The organism is Microbacterium sp. LMC-P-041 (assembly GCF_030209555.1).
GTDB lineage: Bacteria > Actinomycetota > Actinomycetes > Actinomycetales > Microbacteriaceae > Microbacterium.
Window position 1 is genome coordinate 133,168 of the sequence record NZ_JARVRV010000002.1, and the last position, 18,487, is coordinate 151,654.

The 18,487-nt window shown below is 62.7% G+C and carries 14 protein-coding genes; 6 read left to right on the forward strand and 8 right to left on the reverse strand.

Annotation, left to right across the window (positions count from 1 at the left end):
* Positions 1-57: 57 nt before the first annotated feature.
* The 7 genes from sigJ to QRN21_RS04550 all read right to left on the reverse strand — a co-directional run bounded on the left by sigJ (position 58) and on the right by QRN21_RS04550 (position 7,121).
* Positions 58-984, reverse strand: coding sequence for an RNA polymerase sigma factor SigJ (gene sigJ / locus QRN21_RS04520; protein WP_285363245.1), 927 nt, complete (start codon positions 982-984; stop codon positions 58-60).
* Between the two features lie 23 nt (positions 985-1,007).
* Entirely contained in the window at positions 1,008-2,330 is a 1,323-nt protein-coding gene (locus QRN21_RS04525) for an NAD(P)/FAD-dependent oxidoreductase (RefSeq protein WP_285363246.1), read from the reverse strand.
* Between the two features lie 63 nt (positions 2,331-2,393).
* A complete protein-coding gene (locus QRN21_RS04530; protein ID WP_285363247.1) occupies positions 2,394-3,977 on the reverse strand; it encodes an SLC13 family permease in 1,584 nt (527 codons plus the stop codon).
* Between the two features lie 67 nt (positions 3,978-4,044).
* Positions 4,045-4,698, reverse strand: coding sequence for an SDR family oxidoreductase (locus tag QRN21_RS04535; protein WP_502883082.1), 654 nt, complete (start codon positions 4,696-4,698; stop codon positions 4,045-4,047).
* Between the two features lie 108 nt (positions 4,699-4,806).
* Positions 4,807-5,244 (reverse strand): hypothetical protein, encoded by a 438-nt coding sequence (locus QRN21_RS04540; RefSeq protein ID WP_285363249.1) that lies wholly within the window; start codon positions 5,242-5,244, stop codon positions 4,807-4,809.
* A gap of 3 nt (positions 5,245-5,247) precedes the next feature.
* Positions 5,248-6,024: an SDR family oxidoreductase gene (locus QRN21_RS04545; protein WP_285363250.1), complete on the reverse strand. Its 777-nt coding sequence runs from the start codon at positions 6,022-6,024 to the stop codon at positions 5,248-5,250.
* On the reverse strand, positions 6,021-7,121 hold the full coding sequence (locus QRN21_RS04550) for an alpha/beta fold hydrolase (RefSeq protein WP_285363251.1): 1,101 nt from the start codon (positions 7,119-7,121) through the stop codon (positions 6,021-6,023). Before QRN21_RS04550 ends, QRN21_RS04545 begins: the two co-directional genes overlap by 4 nt.
* On the opposite strand from QRN21_RS04550, the gene QRN21_RS04555 reads away from it, so the two are divergent.
* The 6 genes from QRN21_RS04555 to QRN21_RS04580 all read left to right on the forward strand — a co-directional run bounded on the left by QRN21_RS04555 (position 7,120) and on the right by QRN21_RS04580 (position 14,420).
* The gene (locus QRN21_RS04555) at positions 7,120-8,535 is read left to right on the forward strand and encodes an MFS transporter (protein WP_285363252.1); all 1,416 of its coding nucleotides are present in this window, start codon (positions 7,120-7,122) and stop codon (positions 8,533-8,535) included. The two genes, QRN21_RS04550 and QRN21_RS04555, sit on opposite strands and share 2 nt — an antisense overlap.
* Positions 8,536-8,643: 108 nt before the next feature.
* Positions 8,644-9,603: an alpha/beta hydrolase gene (locus QRN21_RS04560; protein ID WP_285363253.1), complete on the forward strand. Its 960-nt coding sequence runs from the start codon at positions 8,644-8,646 to the stop codon at positions 9,601-9,603.
* Between the two features lie 4 nt (positions 9,604-9,607).
* Positions 9,608-10,324 (forward strand): alpha/beta fold hydrolase, encoded by a 717-nt coding sequence (locus QRN21_RS04565; protein ID WP_285363254.1) that lies wholly within the window; start codon positions 9,608-9,610, stop codon positions 10,322-10,324.
* Between the two features lie 107 nt (positions 10,325-10,431).
* A complete protein-coding gene (locus QRN21_RS04570; protein ID WP_285363255.1) occupies positions 10,432-10,866 on the forward strand; it encodes a MerR family transcriptional regulator in 435 nt (144 codons plus the stop codon).
* On the forward strand, positions 10,863-11,843 hold the full coding sequence (locus tag QRN21_RS04575) for an aldo/keto reductase (protein WP_285363256.1): 981 nt from the start codon (positions 10,863-10,865) through the stop codon (positions 11,841-11,843). Before QRN21_RS04570 ends, QRN21_RS04575 begins: the two co-directional genes overlap by 4 nt.
* Before the next feature lie 216 nt (positions 11,844-12,059).
* Positions 12,060-14,420 (forward strand): helix-turn-helix transcriptional regulator, encoded by a 2,361-nt coding sequence (locus QRN21_RS04580; RefSeq protein WP_285363257.1) that lies wholly within the window; start codon positions 12,060-12,062, stop codon positions 14,418-14,420.
* Here QRN21_RS04580 and QRN21_RS04585 read toward each other — a convergent pair.
* Positions 14,367-17,210, reverse strand: a complete 2,844-nt coding sequence (locus tag QRN21_RS04585; RefSeq protein WP_285363258.1) for an AAA family ATPase — start codon at positions 17,208-17,210, stop codon at positions 14,367-14,369. The two genes, QRN21_RS04580 and QRN21_RS04585, sit on opposite strands and share 54 nt — an antisense overlap.
* Positions 17,211-18,487: the final 1,277 nt, after the last annotated feature.

The window sequence follows — 18,487 nt, forward strand, 5'->3', positions numbered from 1 at the left end:
CCCGTCCGACACCTGTCGGCTCATCATCATGACGATCCGGGGCGCGGTTTTGTGAGGTCAGTGCCTCGCTCGCCACGCGCTGAGCTTCGCGGGATTGACCTGGAGCCATACGTCGGTAACCAAGCCGCCTCTGACCTTGATGTTCATCACGCCTCTGGGGTGCCCTTGATCTCTCATCACGAGAGCGATGCCGTCACCGGTCCTCTGCTGATCCATGACGAGCGACGGCCGCTTCTGCAGCATCCCAATCATGAAGCGGGCCACGTTCGACACTCCGAGAACCGGCCGGCGGGCAGAGTTCACGATCCCTCCGCCATCTGCCCGGAGGGTGACAGACGGGTCCAGCATCGCCATCAATGGCACCAGGTCCCCGTCCGCGCATGCTGCCGCGAAAGCCACGATGACCTCGTCGTGCTCGCGTGTGCGACCGGGAACGACATCGTGCTCGCGTGCACGTCGACGTGCTGAAGCGGCTAGTTGCCGGACGGCCGGACTGCTGCGTCCGACGATGGTGGCGATCTCATCAAACGGCACGGCGAAGACGTCGTGCAGCACGAAGGCGACCCTCTCCGCGGGAGTCATACTCTCCATGACGATCAACAGCGCCGTGCTGACTTCTTCATCGAGAGACACCTTGTCCAGCGGATCCGCGTTCGCGCTCGATGCCGCAAGCGCGTGGCCCGAGAACAAGTCGGAGGGAACAGGCTCCGGCAGCCATTCGCCGATGTACTTCTCCCGCCGAACGCGTGCGGAACCGAGGACGTCGAGACAGACTCGGCTCATGACCCGTGTCAGCCATCCTTGCTTGTTGGCGACCGCGGCTCGTTCCGCATCAGTCATCCGGTACCAGCGGATGTACGTCTCCTGCACGGCATCTTCTGCCTCGGCGATCGTTCCGAGCATGCGGTAGCCGATCGCTACGAGTCGTCGTCGCTCCGCGAAGACATCGAGCAGACTCTCGTCCTGCCCATCTGGCTCGGACATGCGATGAGGATCCCCACTGGCCGTCACTCGTCCACCTTCCCACCGGTGAGGAAGGCGCGGCGAGGGTCTTTCACAGACGCGAGGGAGGTGATGTCGCGACCCGCGAAGACGGCACTGATCCAGATGAGAAGCACGCGGAACTTCCGCTCCCACGTCGGAACCGCCAACACGTGATAACCGCGGTGCATCACCCATGCCGGAAATCCGGTGATGACGATCTTCTTGTACTGGAAGATTCCCCGCCCCAGCCCGAGGGTGGCGACGACGCCAAGGTTGTGGTGGACGTAGTCAGTCGGCTCTTGCCCTCGGAGCGTCGCGATGAGGTTCTTGGCGAGACGTTTGCCCTGGCGCACAGCGTGCTGAGCGTTCGGGACAGCAAGCGCTCCTGCCCTCGGCGCCACCAGGTCGGGCACAGCCGCATCATCCCCGGCTGCCCACGCGTCCGTGACAACGACACCGTCGGCGTCCTCGACGCGGAGGTCGGCTCGAACGCGTACGAGACCGCGCTCGTTGAGAGGCAGATCGGTGTGAGTCGCGACAACCGGGTTCGCTGCATTGCCTGCGACCCAGACGATGAGTCCGCTGTCGTATTCCTCGCCGGTGGAGAGCACGACGTGCCCACCCACAGCAGACTGCAGTTGAGCGTTCAAGTGGATCCGGCCACCGCGCTTCTCCAAGTGACGCACTACCCAACGCCCCGGGCCTGCGGTCACCTCAGGGAGAATCCGGCCCTGTGCTTCGACGAGATGGAAGGAGATATCGGTGGGGGTGAGCTCAGGGTAAGACTTCAGGAGAGCCGTAGCCAAAGACAGCGTCTCCCCGAAGCCCTCGACGCCGGAGAAGCCGCCGCCAACGAACGTGACGGTGAGGAGTTTGCTGCGTTCTGGTCCCGCCGGCAAAACAGACGCTCGATCGAAGGCAGTCATGATGTGGTCACGGATTGCGACCGCCTCCTCGATCTGCTTCAACCCAATCGCCTCCTCGAGAAGACCGGGGATGGGGAAGGTACGAGTGACGGCACCGGCGGTTACCGCGATGATGTCGTAGCTGATCGGAAACGGTCCGCCGTCTTTGGGAGTGACGGTCACGGTGCGAGACGCATGATCGATTCGCGTGACGGCTCCGGCGATGAGTCGCGTGCGTCGAAGGTGCCGTCGCAGTGGAACTGCGACATGACGCGCTTCCACTGAGCCCGCGGCCACTTCGGGAAGAAAGGGCTGATACGTCATGTACGGCCGAGGGTCGATGACTGTGACGCGTGCTTCGCTCGAGCGGAGCTTCTTCTCCAACTTCCAGGCGGTGTAAAAACCCGCATACCCGCCGCCGACGATCACGATGTCCTTCACGGTGCTACCTTCTCTCTCTCAAATATGTGACGACGCAGCCGCCGCAGATGTGAGCACGGTGCGTCAGAACGGCCAGACGAGCGGAACGTAGAGGACGGCGACAGCGACGTACAGGACCGTCAGCGGCAGCCCTGCCCTCCAGTAGTCGCCGAAGCGGTATCCGCCCGGCTGCATGACCATGAGATTCACGGGCGTAGAAACCGGGGTCAAGAAAGCCGCCGCGCCGCTGACAGTCAACGCCATCATGAACGGAAGGATGCTCAGTTCAAGTGTGGCGGCGACAGCGACGGCCACAGGCGCGACGACAAGTACCGTCGCGACGTTCGACATGAACATCCCCAACAGAACCGTCACGATGCAGATCGCCAGCAACGCGAGCTGTGGGGCGGCGGTCCCGACCAGCGCCAGAAGACCGGTCGCGACGACATCGGCCGCCCCGGTGGCGATGAACGCGGTTGACAAGGGAATCATGCAGGCGATGAGGACGACCGACTCCCATGACGCCGAGCGAAACGCCTGAAGCGGTGTGAGGACTCGAGTGATGATTAGCGCGCCGACGGCGAGTAGTCCGACCATCACGGCCGGAATGAGTCCGGTTGCAAGAAGCACGATCATCGTCACCAGAATGGTCAGCACACGACGAGCGCCATGTCCGAGAGGGACACCACGCTGAAGCGATCGCGGGGACGTCACGGCGATGACATCTGACGATGCCGCGTAGCGGTGCAACGACTCCCAAGGCCCATGGACAAGCACCGAATCACCAGCACGGAGGACGACACCGTCAGTATCAGGATCCGATGCCCTGCCGTCGCCCAACCTGCTGTGGGCCAAGACCACCAAGTTCTCATCCCGGGTGCGCATACCCGGGCTCACGCGGCGTCCGATGAGTGTTGATCGAGGTGCGATCAGGATCTCGATGACACCCTCATCTGGACCGAAATGATGGCCAGGTCTCACCTCCACGTCATACGTTGCGCCCCATGCTCGGGCGCTCTCCTCGGGATCGCTCGCCTGTTCGTCGAGACGTTCTGCCACTCGATGCGGCAGCAGGGTCCCTCCCAGCGCAGCCGTGAAGCCGATCGTCAAAACGACGAGCGGAACACCCACCAGCGCGAACTCGAAGAAGTCGAACTCACGTCCGCCGGATTGTGCCGCGATGTCAGATACGACGACGTTTACGGGAGTGCCGGTAAGTGTGAGAAGGGAGCCGGCGCTCGCGGCGAATGCAAGTGGAATCAGCATCCTCGAGGGCACGATGCCCGCTCGAACCGCGACGACAACCACGATCGGGAGCAACGCAGCGACGGCGCCGTTGATACTGATCAAAGCGGCCAGGCATGCGGCTGCGAAACCAATCACGAGTGTGAGACGACCACGACGTCTCCCCGCCCGCCTCAGAGTCTGCTTCCCGAGCCACGCCGTCACACCGGTGGCAACGAGTGCTTCGCCGACGATGAAAAGGGCAGCGATGAAGATGACGAGCGGATCTCCGAAACCAGCGAACGACTCTTCCAGCGTCAACAGCCCCGTTGCCCACAGCGCGATCGGCACGGCGGCTGCAACGAGGACCGGCGGAAGGCGATTCGTGACGAAAGCGGCCACCACCGCGAGAAGTAGACCGAAAGCGACAACCACCTGATCCATCGGTAGCACCTCTGCTTTCCTCGTTCGCAGCCCGTTAGATCGACCCGTTGCCGTGCGGCTCAGCTCTTCAATCGATCCGGGTGTGGTCTGGGGTGGTGAGCCACTTGTTGAACGTGAGAGCGGACTGTTCCCTATCAGCGGATCCGCGCAAGGAACCAGAGGCAAGCCCGCGCGCATAGCGACCGGGGAGTCTCAGTTCGATGGCTTTTCTTGAAGCGCCATCGAACTCGATCATTCGCCGCACCATACTGATGAGCGTGTCGTCCTTCGGGCCGACAAGATCGGGAAGGCTCTCGCGCGGCCCCGCCTCGGCGGAATTCACGAGTCTGCGAGCGACGTCTCGAGCAGCGACCGGCCGAGTAAGAGTCCTCGGGACGAAGGCAAGACCGGCGAATGATGTCTGCCGGACGACTTGCTCGGCGAACTCATGGAACTGCGCAGTCCGCACGATCGTGTGAGGAGTCCGAGCTGCACGCACGGCATGCTCCTGTGCCAGCTTGCCCGCATAGTACGACGAGTTGATCGCATCGATACCAGCCACGGAGAGCAGTACGTGGTGTCCCACGCCCGCTTCCGTCTCGGCCGTTTCGAGGTTTCCTGTGACGGCAACGAAGAACTGTGTCGCCGTTACAGCGGAAAGCGTCGTGATGTTGGATACGTCGATGACGCAGTCCACTCCTTCGAGGGCTTTCGTCAGCCCCGCGCCCGTCAAGAAGTCCATTCCTCGGCTGCGCGCGAGAACCACGACTTCGTGCCCCCGCTCCGCAGCGATTCGCGACACGTGACTCCCGACTGTGCCTGTTCCTCCGGCTATGGCGATCCTCATCGCTCAGCCACCGGTTTTCGACCGTCGCGCCCGGGGCGGGATGAACAGTCCGACGCCGAGCACCACCGCAACGATGAGAACGATGACCTGGCTGGTCGCGTCTGAGGCTGACATGTGGCCGAGGTGGGTGACGTGGTACGAGAAGTGCAGAACGCCGAAGACGGTCCACGCGATACCCAATACTCGGTAGACAGCCTGCTCGCGCCAGAAGAATCCCGCCACGCTGGCTGCTCCGAGAGCGAGGTACATCGCCCCGTGGTCCCTCACCAAGTGCTCGTTGTACGGGCCGTCTTGCGAGATCCACTCCCCGAGAACGGAAGGGAAATGGTCGTAGAACGACTGCGGGAACGCGAAGGACCAGACTCCCACAACCACGGCGATGATGACGGTTGCGATCAGGGCGGAGTACTGAAGCGCGCCCACTTTCGAAGTCCCGTTCATCGGTCAGCTCTGTCCGCGCAGGTTGAACGAGATCTCACCGATCCGCGCGTCGCCGACCGGCACCAACCCGTCCTCCGGGAGGAAGACGCCGGAGTACAACGCCTCCGGATCCTCAACCACCGTGCGCTCGTCGTCTGCGCGACGAAGCGCCTCTTCGATGAACTCGGACATCCGTGCCCGTTCCGGCCCCGCCACCTCGACGACGGTGGTGCCGGGATCGTGAACCGCGACGTCTGCGACTGTTCGTGCGACGTCGATTGCTGCTGTGGGCTGGAGAAGGATCGGGGGCACTCTCACAACACCGTCGACGGTGCTCATGTCTGCGATCCCCGGGAGGAACTCCTGGAACTGAGTGGCACGGACGATCGTGTATGGGACTCCGCCTTCAGCCACCGTGCGCTCCTGAGCGACCTTGCCGGCCAGGTACGAGGTCGCATTCATGCGATCGACACCGACGATGGAGAGCACGACGTGGCGACCGACGCCAGCCATGATCTCTCCCTGAAGAATGTTGCGGCTGGTCGTCGTGAAGAACGAGACGATCTCTTCTTCGTCGAAGATCATGGCGTTTGTCACATCGACGGCGACATCTGCGCCCGCGAGCGCTGCTGCGATGCCCGTGCCCTTCAGAGCGTCCACCTCTGGAACGGCCGCGACGACAACCTCGTGACCTTCCTCACGGAGCAAATCCACCACTTGCGATCCGATGCGGCCCGTGCCTCCGAAAACGACGATCTTCATTTCATGCTCCTTGCTCTGTGATTGCTCTGCGACAGTCATGGGGTTCCCTTGCCGAGTCCGGAAGGGTCGGCGACATCGCGGATGGCTTCCGCGAAGGTGCGCGGGGATTCTGCCGGGAGGTTATGGCCTGCCCGCGGGACCTGGCGATGCAAGCGGGGCCCAGAGAACAGGTGAGCGGTGGAACTCCCGTCTGTCGCGGGAAAATTCCCGTCTGCCTGCCCGTCGAGGGTGACGGTGGGTACCGTGATCACCGGTCGTTTGCTGAGTTCCGATTCGATTTCCTCGTATTGAGGGTCTCCGGGGGCGAGCCCCAACCGATGCCGGTACGAATGGATGACGACGTCGACGTATGCGGCGTTCTCGAACGACTCTGCGACGAGGTCGAGGTGGTCTCGGGTGAAATGCCATTCCGGAGAGTTCCGCTTCCAGATCACCTCGGCGATCGCCTTTCGGTTCTCTGATAGTCCGGCGCGTCCACGATCTGTGCTGAAGTACCAGAAGTACCACAGCCCCGCCTCGAGGTCCGGACGTATCGGCAACTGAGAAGTCGCGATGTCCTGGATGAGGTACCCGTTGACCGACACGAGGCCGCGCACTCTGTCCGGCCAAAGTGCCGAGACGACGCAGGCCGCGCGTGCGCCCCACTCGTACCCGGCGAGGATCGGCTTTTCGAGCCCCAGGGCGTCCATGAACGCGAGCAGGTCGGCGCCGAGCGCAGCCTGTTGGCCTGAACGAGGGCCGTCCGGTCTCAGGAACGTCGTGGGGCCGTGCCCCCGCAGGTACGGTACGAGAACCCTGAAGCCGGCTTCGACGAGCAGGGGAACGACGTCGTCGTAACTGTGGATGTCGTAGGGGAAACCGTGGAGGAGGACAACCGGCTCCGCGTCATGCCCGCCCTCATCGACGTATGCGATGGAAAGCTCTCCCGCCTGGATGCGGTTTGTCGCATTCAGCGGCGGGTTCACAAGGACGACCTCGTGCGCATGAGTGCGTTCGTCGCTAGGCTCTTGATCTTCATGATTCGATCCACTTTGCAAGTGTGTTGGTCTGCTTAGATCCGGGGTTAGGTCATTCGACTCAGCCGAGTAGCTGACACGCACCGCGCACGGGCGGCGTCGGGCTACCGTGATCGCCATGACCGCCACCTCCGCTGACTCAACCCCACTCTCCTCAGGGCCGCTGACCTCTACTCAGCGGCTTGTTCTCTGGGTTGCAGTACTCGGTTCGTTCGTGGCCTTCCTGGATGGCACGATCGTGAATGTCGCGCTCCCATCAATCAGCGAAGAGCTCGGCGGCGGCCTGCGTACGCAGCAGTGGGTTGTGGACGCCTACCTGATCACTCTGGGCGCGCTCATACTCGTTGCTGGCTCGATCAGTGATGTCTTCGGCCGAGTTCTTGTTCTTCGCGTTGGCCTTCTCGGTTTCGGGGTCGCGTCGATCGGGATCGCGCTTGCGCCGACCGTGGAGTTCCTCATCGTCGCGCGCGCTGTTCAGGGCGCAGCCGGGGCATTTCTCGTTCCGAGTTCTCTGGCGCTCATCACGTCGAACTTCTCCGGGGCGGTCCGAGGGAGGGCTATCGGAATCTGGACTGCGATGACCACTGCCGCCATGATCGTCGGCCCTGTCATCGGAGGCGTCTTCGTGGATGTACTCTCGTGGCGTTGGGCGTTCGTGGTCAACGTTGTTCCCATAGCTGCGACGCTTGCTCTGCTCGCCCACGGTCGCCTGAGAGACTCCCGGCAACGAGGATCCGGAATCGACTGGATCGGCGCCGCCCTTTGCACTCTCGGCCCCGGCGCACTGGTGTTCGCGCTCATCGAGCAACCTACGCTCGGTTGGGACGCGCCCCCCATCTGGATACCACTTACGTGCGGTGCGATCTTGTTCATCGGTTTCATCGTCCGCCAGGCTCACACGCCGCAACCGATCCTTCCGCTGGATATGTTCCGAAAGCGGAACTTCACGGCCGGGAACCTGACAACGGCATTCGTCTACGCGGGGATCTCACTCAATGGATTCGTGGTCGTTGTTTACCTGCAGCAGAACGCAGGCTTTCCGGCAACATTGGCCGGGCTCGCCAGCTTGCCGATGACTCTTCTTCTCGTCTTCCTCAGCTCACGCATCGGCGTCCTCAGCGGGCGCTGGGGTCCACGAATCTTCATGACCGTCGGGCCGGCCGTCATGGGGTTCGGCGCCTTGCTTCTGCTCACCGTGGGTTCGGAGTTCTCGTACTGGTGGCAGATGCTGCCCAGCATGATCCTGACCGGATTCGGACTCGCCCTCACCGTCACACCGCTCACGTCTGCAGTCCTGGGGGCAGCCCGATCGGACCGATCCGGCATCGCATCAGCGGTGAACAACGCCGTCTCCCGCGTGGCGGGACTGATTGTCGTGGCGCTGCTCGCCCTTGTCGTCGGCGGAACGTTGGACCTCGACGGTTTTCATCGCGCTGCGATCGTCACCGCTGCACTGATGTTCGCCGGCGCAGTGACCTCGTACCTAGGCATCCGCTCCGTGCCGAGGATGCGCAGTGGCTGGATGGAACTCTGAGCAGACTCGCCTGAGTCATTCGACTCTCTCATCCAAGACCCCGTGAGGAGCACGATCGCCTCACGCCCTCGTTTCAGAGAGTGATATTCCGACTGAAGGAGTTCTGTCATGAAACCTCATGTCCTTGAGAGTGAAGCGCAAGCCTTCGCCGACGCGACATCGAAACCTCCGTTCCTGTACGAGCTCGGTCCGGAGGGGGCACGCAAAGTCCTCGACGATGTGCAGTCGGCGCCGATCGACAAGCACGAGATCGACGAGGAATGGGTCACCGTTCTCGCGAAGGTCGGTGACGTTCGGGTGCGCCTCGTCCGCCCGAAAGGCGTGACCGGCGAACTCCCCGTCGTGCTTTACATCCATGGTGGCGGGTGGATCCTGGGCAACGCTGGAACGCACGACCGACTCGTACGTGAGCTCGCGGTCGGGGTCCATGCCGCTGTCGCGTTCGTGGAATACGACCGCTCGCCGGAAGCTCGTTACCCCGTCGCCATCGAGCAGGCTTACGCGACGGCCCGGTGGCTCACTGCCGAGGGTCATGCGCACGGAATCGACTCCTCGCGGATGGCGATCGCGGGAGACTCCGTTGGCGGATGCATGGTGGCCGCAGTGACCATCCTCGCCAAACAGCGCGGCGAGGTCTCTTTCGTGCACCAGTCGCTGTACTACCCCGTAACGGATGCCGGACAGGACACCGCCAGCTACGCCGAGTTCGCCGACGGGCCCTTCCTCACCGCCAAGTCGATGGCGTGGTTCTGGGACGCATACGCTCCGGATCTCGAGGTCCGCAACGAGGTGACCGCATCGCCCCTGCGGGCGAGCATCGAGCAACTGAGCGGTCTGCCGGAAGCGCTGGTCATCGTCGATGAGAACGACGTGTTGCGGGACGAAGGTGAGGCGTACTCCCGCCGACTCATCGAGGCAGGCGTCCGCACGACGTCGATTCGATTCAACGGCATCATCCACGACTTCATGATGCTCAACCCGCTGCGCACAAGTGCAGCGTCCACCGCGGCCGTGGGCGTCGCCGTCCACGTACTCCGCAAAGCACTCGGCACCAACCGGAAGGACTGAAACCATGTCTCAGGAAGCAACTGTCGTACTCATCCACGGCGCCTTCGCCGAATCCGCCAGCTGGAACGACGTCATCTCGCTCCTCGCTGCTGAAGGGGTCCACGCGATCGCGGCTGCGAATCCGCTTCGCTCGGTCACCTCCGACGGCGAGTACGTGGCGGATGTGGTCCGCTCGATCGATGGCCCGGTGGTGCTCGTCGGGCACTCGTACGGCGGCGTCGTCGCCACGGAGGCATCGTCGCTCGTAGACAACGTGCGCGCGCTCGTCTACGTCGCAGCCTTCGCGCCTGACACCGGCGAATCCGCGGCCGATCTCGCCGGCAAGTTCCCCGGGAGCACCCTGGGAGAATCACTGCAGCCGAACGTCCTGACGTCAGGGCAGGTGGACCTCACGATCCGCGAGGACGTCTTCCACGCACAGTTCTGTGCTGACGTGGACGATGCCACCGCGCGACTCATGGCCCAGACTCAGAGGCCGATTACCGAAACAGCGCTCAACGAACCGCTGCCCGCAGCGCAGCCCGGGTGGAAGTCCGTGCCGTCGTGGTTCATCTGCGCCGGCGCTGATCGAAACATACCCGCTGAAGCCATCGCCTTCCTCGCCGAGCGTGCGGGGGCGCGCGAGGCGACGGTGATCGATGGCGCATCGCACGCACTCGCCGTGTCTCAGCCCGCGGCTGTGGCGAAGACGATCCTCTCGGCCTTCCACGCCACACGGTGATCTGGGGCGTGCGCCGCGCGTTATTTGTGTGCGGCGCACGCTTCACCTGACATTCGATGCGTCTCACGACTTGACCTCTACCGCACTATAGGTTTCAGGATAGGAACATGCACGCGATCACCTTGCCGACGATCGACGTCGACATCCCCGATGCCGGCTTGACGATCGGCCAGGTTGCGCGGGTGACGGGACTCAGCGTTCAAGCGCTTCGTTTTTACGAGCGCGAAGGGTTGATGCTTGACCCGACTCGCAGAGACCCCTCCGGCCATCGACGCTACGGCCGACACGACATGGAGTGGATCAATGGTCTTCTCATGCTCCGAGAGACAGGCATGTCGATCGGAGATATGCGGGTGCTTGCCGATCTCTCCCGCCGCGAAGGGTCGGAGGCGGAGAGGCTGAGGGTGCTCGAAGAGCATCGCCAAAAGGTGCTCGAGGAGCTCACCCGCACACACCGTCACCTGGCGGCGCTGCAGACGAAGATAGACGCATATCACGCCGTCGTCAACGACCGCCAAAAGGCACGAAAAGAGGAAGAATGAAACAGACGAAACTCGGCGATGGACTGATGGTCTCTGCCATCGGCCTGGGCGCGATGGGAATGAGTGCCTACTATGGCCCAACCGATGAAGCGGAGGCCATCGCGACTCTCCAGCGGGCGGTCGACCTCGGTGTGACACTCATTGACACAGCGGAGGCATACGGACCCTTCGAGAACGAGAAACTCATCGGACGAGCGCTCGGCCATCGTCGAGACGAGATCGTCATCGCCACGAAGGCCTCCGCCGAGATGGACGACGACGGAACGATCCATGGACGCAACGGAACTCCTGAGTACATTCGACGGGCTTGCGAGCGCTCACTAAGGCACCTCGGGATGGATACGATCGATCTGTATTACCTCCATCGCGTTGATCCTGCCGTTCCCATCGAAGAAAGCGTCGGCGGACTGGCCGAGCTGGTCAAGGAGGGGAAGGTGCGGCATATCGGACTCTCAGAGGCCTCAGCACCTACTCTCCGACGCGCTCACGCCGTCCACCCGATCGCAGCCGTACAGTCCGAGTTCTCGCTTTTTGCCCGCGACATGCTGGAGAACGACGAGAAGGCCGTCGCAGATGAACTCGGCATCGGCGTCGTGGCGTTCTCTCCGCTCGGTCGGGGAGTGCTGACCGACGGAGTCAGATCCCTGACTGATCTTTCGCCGGACGACGCACGCCGTGGACTCCCCCGATTCCAGCCCCAAGCATTCGAGGCCAATCGTCGTCTCGTCGAACGGGTTCAATCGATCGCTAAGGAGCAGGGGGCTACCGTCGCGCAGGTCGCGCTGGCGTGGGTGATGTCCGAGGGAGTAGTGCCAATTCCAGGAACTCGTCGCCGGACTCGGCTCGAAGAGAACATCGCCGCCGCGGGCATCGAGCTCAACGAAGCTGACCGTCAGAAGCTTCGAGAGGCTGTCCCGCTATCGGAGATGGTCGGGTCTCGAGATGGGATCGATGCACCGGTTGGTGTCGATCGCTGATTGCCGATGCCACCGCCTGGAGATGAGCAACCTCGCTGGACCAGCGAGGCCCTCGGGGCGCTCGTTGCGGGCACCGGGGGGCGCTTCGTCGCTCCGATCACCGGCGATTCGGTGGACCGCCTGGCTGCAGCTGCACGAAAAGCAGGAGTCGCAGTCGTTCGAACACGAAGCAACCCGATCAGCGAAAGCATTGCTGGCGGGACGATACTTCATTCGTTGAACGACCTCCGATCAGAACCGATCCCGCTGCTACCGATATGGCGGATAACCGATTACCGTCGCCGCCTGTTGGCGCTGATGGTTGCCGATGGGATCAAAGCGCTCGCGAGCAGCCAGCCCGTACTCGTGATCTCATCTCATGAGAAGTCCGACGCTGTGCTCGCTGAGGCGGACTCGTTGCTACGCAGGAGAGGTGACTACGGCAACCTGGCTTGGGTGATCGCCGACGAGCCAGCGGGGGCGGAGAGGTCGCTCTGGCCCACCACCCCAGCAACGCACGATCTGGTCGAGGTGGACTCGGAATATGAGATGGTCCGCATGATCGTGACACTCACTGCGATCGCTCCGGTGGCACTCTCCGCCAACGATCTTGCAGCGTTGACAGGCAGCGACCTCGAAGATGTCCGCTCAGCGATGCAACAGGCCGCTGCGCGCGGACTACTTCGGCAGGATGCCGATCTCACACTCCCCATTAGTCTTCGTGTCGTTGACGCCGTCATCTCCAGCGTCTCGACCGCTATGCGTGCGGGGCTGCGAAGATCAATCATTAAGCTCCTGAGGAAGCGAGGACTGCCTGCGGCTCTTCTGCTCGATGTTGACGTCCAGACGGGGTTCCAAGCGGGAAGAACGCATGCACACTCGATCGACGTGAGCATCCGCGATCTCGCGGTCGCTGCGATGAATGAGCTGAGGGAAGTCAGTCCCCGAGAGGCCATTGCATTCGGCGAACAAGCGATGTCCCTCTTCCGCGCGGATGACGATCCTGATCTTCCACTCGTCGCGGACGTCTTGCTCGCGCTCCTTTGGCAGACCTCTCAGACTCACACGGCTGTGGAGATCGTCTCCCGGGTCTTCACCGGGCGTACGACCCACGAGCAAGACGCCTACGGCATGCTGTGGCTAGCACGGCTGGAAACCACCGCGTCACGCGGTCTTCAGCTCACCGAAGCCGGACTGAAGCTGACCGAATCAGACTCGCCGATCCGCACCCGACTCAACGCTCTGCGCCTGTACTACCTTGCGCGGTTGGGTTTCGAGAGAATCGTGTCCAAAGAAGCGCCCGAGGCGCTGCTGAGCGCAGCGATCCAAGACAACGATGAAGCTCAGGCGCTCCTGCATCTCGCATTGTCATCTGCCCGTTTTCAGGAATCGCAGTTCCAGAAAGCTCGTGATCTCGCCGGTGTTGCAGTCACAAGACTCCGCATAGCGCGGATTCCGCTGAGCTACTGGGGTGTCCCCGCACTCTGGCAAGCACACATCCAACACGCTCTCGGCGACTCCAGAGGCGCGCTCACGCTGTACGACGACATTGCTTCGCACGCGGAGCGTGAAGGAAACACTTCCGTGCTGATCCCGCTCGCTGCCATGAGAGCGTCAGCGGCGCTCTCTCTCGGACGCGTGAATGAGGCCGCTTCCATGCTGGCTCCGATGCAGGAGCATCAGCTTCCGCGCATCGAGGACCGAATGGAATCCGTGGGCATTAGAACCAAGCTCCTCGTCTCTCTTCTGCGAGGAGATCCCGAAGTACTGAGCGAAGTCGATATGGCGCTCAGGCCCCCGTGCACCGGGAACGATGACGCATCTCTCCGGCGCGCGGCCTGGCGTCTGATACTCGCCTTCGAGTTCGATCGGCAAGACGACGCCGACGAGGCTGCCGCTGACCTTCGATTCCACATGGGGTCCCAGGTCGAGGTCTTGCCGTGGACCGATCCGGAGGACGACGTCATTCTCGTGCGCGCATGTTTGGCGCTGCAACACTCGGATCTCGCGGATCGATGCGTTCGCTCGGCGCGAGGACGACGTCAACAGAATCCGCAAGAGGCAATGGCGCAGGCCATCCTCACCCACATCGAAGGGCTGCTGTTCGGCGACAGTGCGAAGTTGAACACTGCTACCGCGCAGTGGAGATCGCTCGGCCGTCCTATCCTCGAGGCCGACGCGTACATCGCGCTCGGTGAGGTCTCGGAGCGCGAGGCTCATCGGTCTGGATTGTCTTCGTTCGAAGCTGCACACCGCATCCTCTATCGGGCTGGAGCTGTCAGAAGCGCAGCGCGCGTGCGGCGACTGCTGCGCGTCAGCGGCCGGAGCGCACCCCGGTCACTGGGCACAGCCCCGGCAAGGAGTGATGGGTTGACGTGGATGGAGCGCGAAGTCGTCGAGCGCGCAGTACTGGATCACTCTGCCTCTCAGATCGCTGCCGACCTGTTCCTCTCACGACACACCGTCGTCGCGCACTTGAGAAGCATCTACATCAAACTGGGCATCACCTCTCGGGAGGAGTTACAGAGGTGGGGCCGCACCTCGTCAAGCTCCGCCGATACCCCCGGCACGAACGACCTCGATCATCTGCTGCCGTGACCGTACTCCGAGCTTTGCGTAGATTCGCCTCAGGTGGGCTGTCACTGTATTTCTCGACAGATAAAGGGCGGCCGCAATCTCGGCTGCGGTTTCATTGCGAGCAGCACGGTTGACGATGCGTTGTTCAGCGGCAGTGAGACCAAGGGCGTTCCTCGGGCTGGTTCTTACCGGAGGACGCTCCCCCAGTGCGCGCAGTCGACCTTCCACCCGAGCGAGTGAGCGCGTTGCCTCGCATGCTGCCAAGAGAGTGTGTGCGGTGAGGAGCGCCTCGGTCGCTTCCATCCGATCTTGTGACATCACGCAAACGGCGAGATCCTCCCAGGCGGCAGCTTCCGCCAACGGGCGACCGATTCGACGGTACGCCTCCGCCGCCGATCTGAGGAGTGGCGGGCTCCCATCGATCAGACCGGTCACATGTTCGAACACAGCCTTCGCGATCGGGGCCTTGGCGCCTGCAGCGCGGTCTCGTGCGATGGATGCCGCTTTCTTCGCTCGCTCGGGACGCCCAATCCCAAGAGTGATGCGCGCGAAGTAGACGTCGTCGAACGGGTCTGAAGCGCCCCCAACCGGAGGACCGTATATTCGTGACCGCTCGTATGTGCCGCTCGTTCGCGCGTCCATCATCCGCGTTTCACCCAGAATGTCAGCGAACAGTAGCTGAATCCATTCTCCTCCGCGTCGCTGGTGCGCGACCTCATCTCGCTCGAACTCCCTCACGACGGATTCCAGCCGTTCGACCACTCCCGGCGACTCTTTGTAGATGGCAATCTGCGCGAGGATCGACACGGCACCGACGTCGATTGGCCAGACGGCGCCGATGTCCTCGCCTAGATCGCGAACCGCCTCAGCTTGAATCTCGGCCTCGTCAAGGCGCCCGAGGTCCAGAAGAACGTTCGCCCTGACCAGCTGCAGGTGCAAAAGGGCGAAGGCTTGCTGCCGCTCGTCTGCGGTGCGGATCTCTCGGTCGACCGAGCGTAGAGCGTCCAACGGTCTGCCGCTGTACCGGAGCAACGAGATGCGAATGAGGGTAGCGAACCATCCCTCAGGACTTTCTGCGCGCGCGCTTCGTTCCTCCGCCCTGCTGATGACCTGACGCGCATACGCCCAGTCGTGCCGAAAGTAGGCTGCGATCGCTTCCACATGCTCGAGAGTGGAGAGGGCGATATCGTCGTTGGAAAGCCGCACGATCTCGCGGACTTCCGGCAGCACCTCCTCAAGGGCGTCGTACAGATAGTCGGTCGTATACGGACGCGTGCTCATAGCAGCCAGCCGACCTCGCAGTACCGGAGACCGCACTGGCAGCCGCAGGGCTGCTTGCAGGTTCTCTCTGGTCGCTGTGGGCTCGTCCATGGTGGTCAACTGCGCGAGTGCCAACCGCGCGGCTACTTCTTCGTCAGGATCCATTCCCGCCGCGATACCGCGTCGCGCGAGCACGCGCGCCTCCGACGTGCGTCCGGCGTGAAGCAGAAAAGGAATAGCTTCCGCCATCGCTCCACGCAGTTGCGATCCTGCCTGGTCGAGAAGCTGCAAGCGAAGTTCGACGATGTCGGCGGCGAGCTGTGCATCCTCCTCGGCGACGGCGGTCAACGCAGTCTCCAGGATCTCGAGAGCTTCGTCAGGGGTCGGTGACCCTGGTGCCTTGCTTGCTGTCTGCTCCACCGCTCGCAGCGCCCTTTTCGCCAGCACCGGGGATGCATCGTTCGCTTCGCGACTCATGACAAACGCGGCTCTGCTCAAGCGGTTGCGAGTCTCAGGTTCGAGCTGCCCCTCGGCTGTCTGACGCACTATCTCATGCTCGAATTCGAGGGCACCTCCCGCGTCGCGCAGGACACCGGATCGAAGCAGCTCGGCGACGGGCTGCAGAAGCTGGCCGGGAGCGAGGCCAGTCAAGAGCAGGATATCCTCCACCGTGAACTGAAGACCGAGCACTGACGCCGACAGAGCGATCTCGCGCGCAGTTGGGTCCAGAGTCCCCAGGCGACGTTCTATGGGATCCATTTCCCTGTCTCGGGCCTCCAGCCGACTTCGAACGAGCGAGACGGTGCCGTTGCTTATCTGCGCCGCGCCTGCATCCTTCAGCTCGCGCGCCGAGCTGATCACGCGCAGCGGAAGGCCCTCGGCGCGAGCCAGAACAGATCGGATCGCATCATCTGGTGCGCCACCGAGAACATCTGCTGCAATTTTCGCGACAGCCTCCGTGTCGAGACGACCCAAGACGATCGGATTCCTGGCCGACATGGGACCTGAGACGGTGCGCATCGCCTCCTGATCGAAATCAGCCGTGCGCTGGGCGACGATCCATCCCACGGAGGATTGAGCCATGCGTCTCGGCAGAACTCGAGCAGCGAGGCGAGTGAGTTCATCCGCGAACTGAAGGTCGTCGATCACGATCAACAGCGGTCGCGAGAGTCGCTCGATCGCTGCTTCGATCTCTTGGAGCCACCAGTAACGGAGCTCCGGTGACGTCTCCATCTGATGGGCCGCCGACTCATCGATGACGCCGATTCCCGGCTCAGCGAGAGCCTGCGCAATCGTCGCTGCGATGCCCGAGGACGCGATTCCCCCAGGACGCACCAGGGCAACCGGTATCGACGCGTCCAGAGCCTCTGCTCGGGCGTGATCGAGGAGAGCCGACTTGCCGGACCCCGGCTCACCGACGATCAGCACATGGTCGGCCGAGCCTCCCACGAGACCGCCGAGTAGTCGGCGTAATCTCTCGATCTCATCGTCACGACCGCGAAGACCGCGCCGCAGCTCACTTCTTCGAGTCATCGGATCGTCTGCGTTCATCCTCACTCCGTGTCTTCTCTCATCGATGCTGCTCGGGGCATACCCATTCGTGTTAACGTCTCCAAGAGTCATGCGATGTGCGCGGCCCCTGCCCGCCTCTATCTTGCTGGTATGAGAGATCTCATTTCCATCAGTACCCGATACCCAGCTCTCTCTCCGCTCGCGGTCCGCCATCTTCTCGACCTGTTCGGTTCCGCCAACTCTCTCCCGGAAGCCGTACCCGACGATCTGAACTCCAGATCATGGTTCGGTGAACTGCCAGACCCAGATTCCCTCGGTGTGAACCGTGAAACCGCTAGTGCATTCAGCGGTCTCAGCGTTGAGTGCCGACATCTGATTCTGCGCTTGTGTGTGACGCGACCGCAGTGGACGTCCTCCACGTACACCCCCGTGGAGCAGGAGGCTGTGCAGGCCGGATTCGTAAGCCGCCGAGCTGATGGCAGTGTGCATATCGTTGACGAACTGCATCGCGTCACCGTTCTAGTGACTGCCGATCTCGATGAGCTGAGCACGTGTCTTTCCACAGCTGACGAAGCCGCGGTCAATCCAGCCGTCCGTCTCGATGAAGCCGGATTTCCACTATTGGCAGTCAACTGGTTGCTGCAGGCTCCCGCTCGGCAGCTCGATCCGGTCACGGACGCGATGTTGATGGCCAGTGCGGCGAATATCGCGGCCTTCGAGGGTGACCTGACCTTGGCGCGCCGGCTTATCGCTCACGGTGTGAGTCAAGGGGCAGGTGACAAGTTGCTGCGGCTGAGCGCGCCGGCGCGCGCACTCATCCAGGTACTTCGAGAAGACGACATGCAAGCCGCCCACAACACCCTTCAAGCGTCGCTCGACACCGTCGAAGACGACGACATTCGCAATCAGTGCCTGACCGTTCTGGCCCTGCGCTGCATGGCCGACCCTCAAGAGTCCGGGTGGGACGAGTTCATCGACCGCGTTGCAGAGGATGGCACACGGGCCCACCCGACTCTCCGCCGGATCGCAGCCACGATGTCGGCCGTCAATGCCCCAGACGGAGCTCGCCTCTCGGACACCCCACTCGATGGCAGACGAAGTTGGATGGAGGTGGTCGAAAGCATCGCCGACGTCTTGGATGCCTTCAAGACCATGCGGCTCGCTGGACATGCACTGTCGGACGGCATCGGTCTGTCGTCGAAGAATGTCCTGGCCGAACTCATCCGCACGACCTTCCTCTCCCACGTGCAGATCCAGTCGCAATTCTGGAGCACTGCCGGCACGACAGCGGCCTCCGCTCTGCTGCTTGCGCAGCG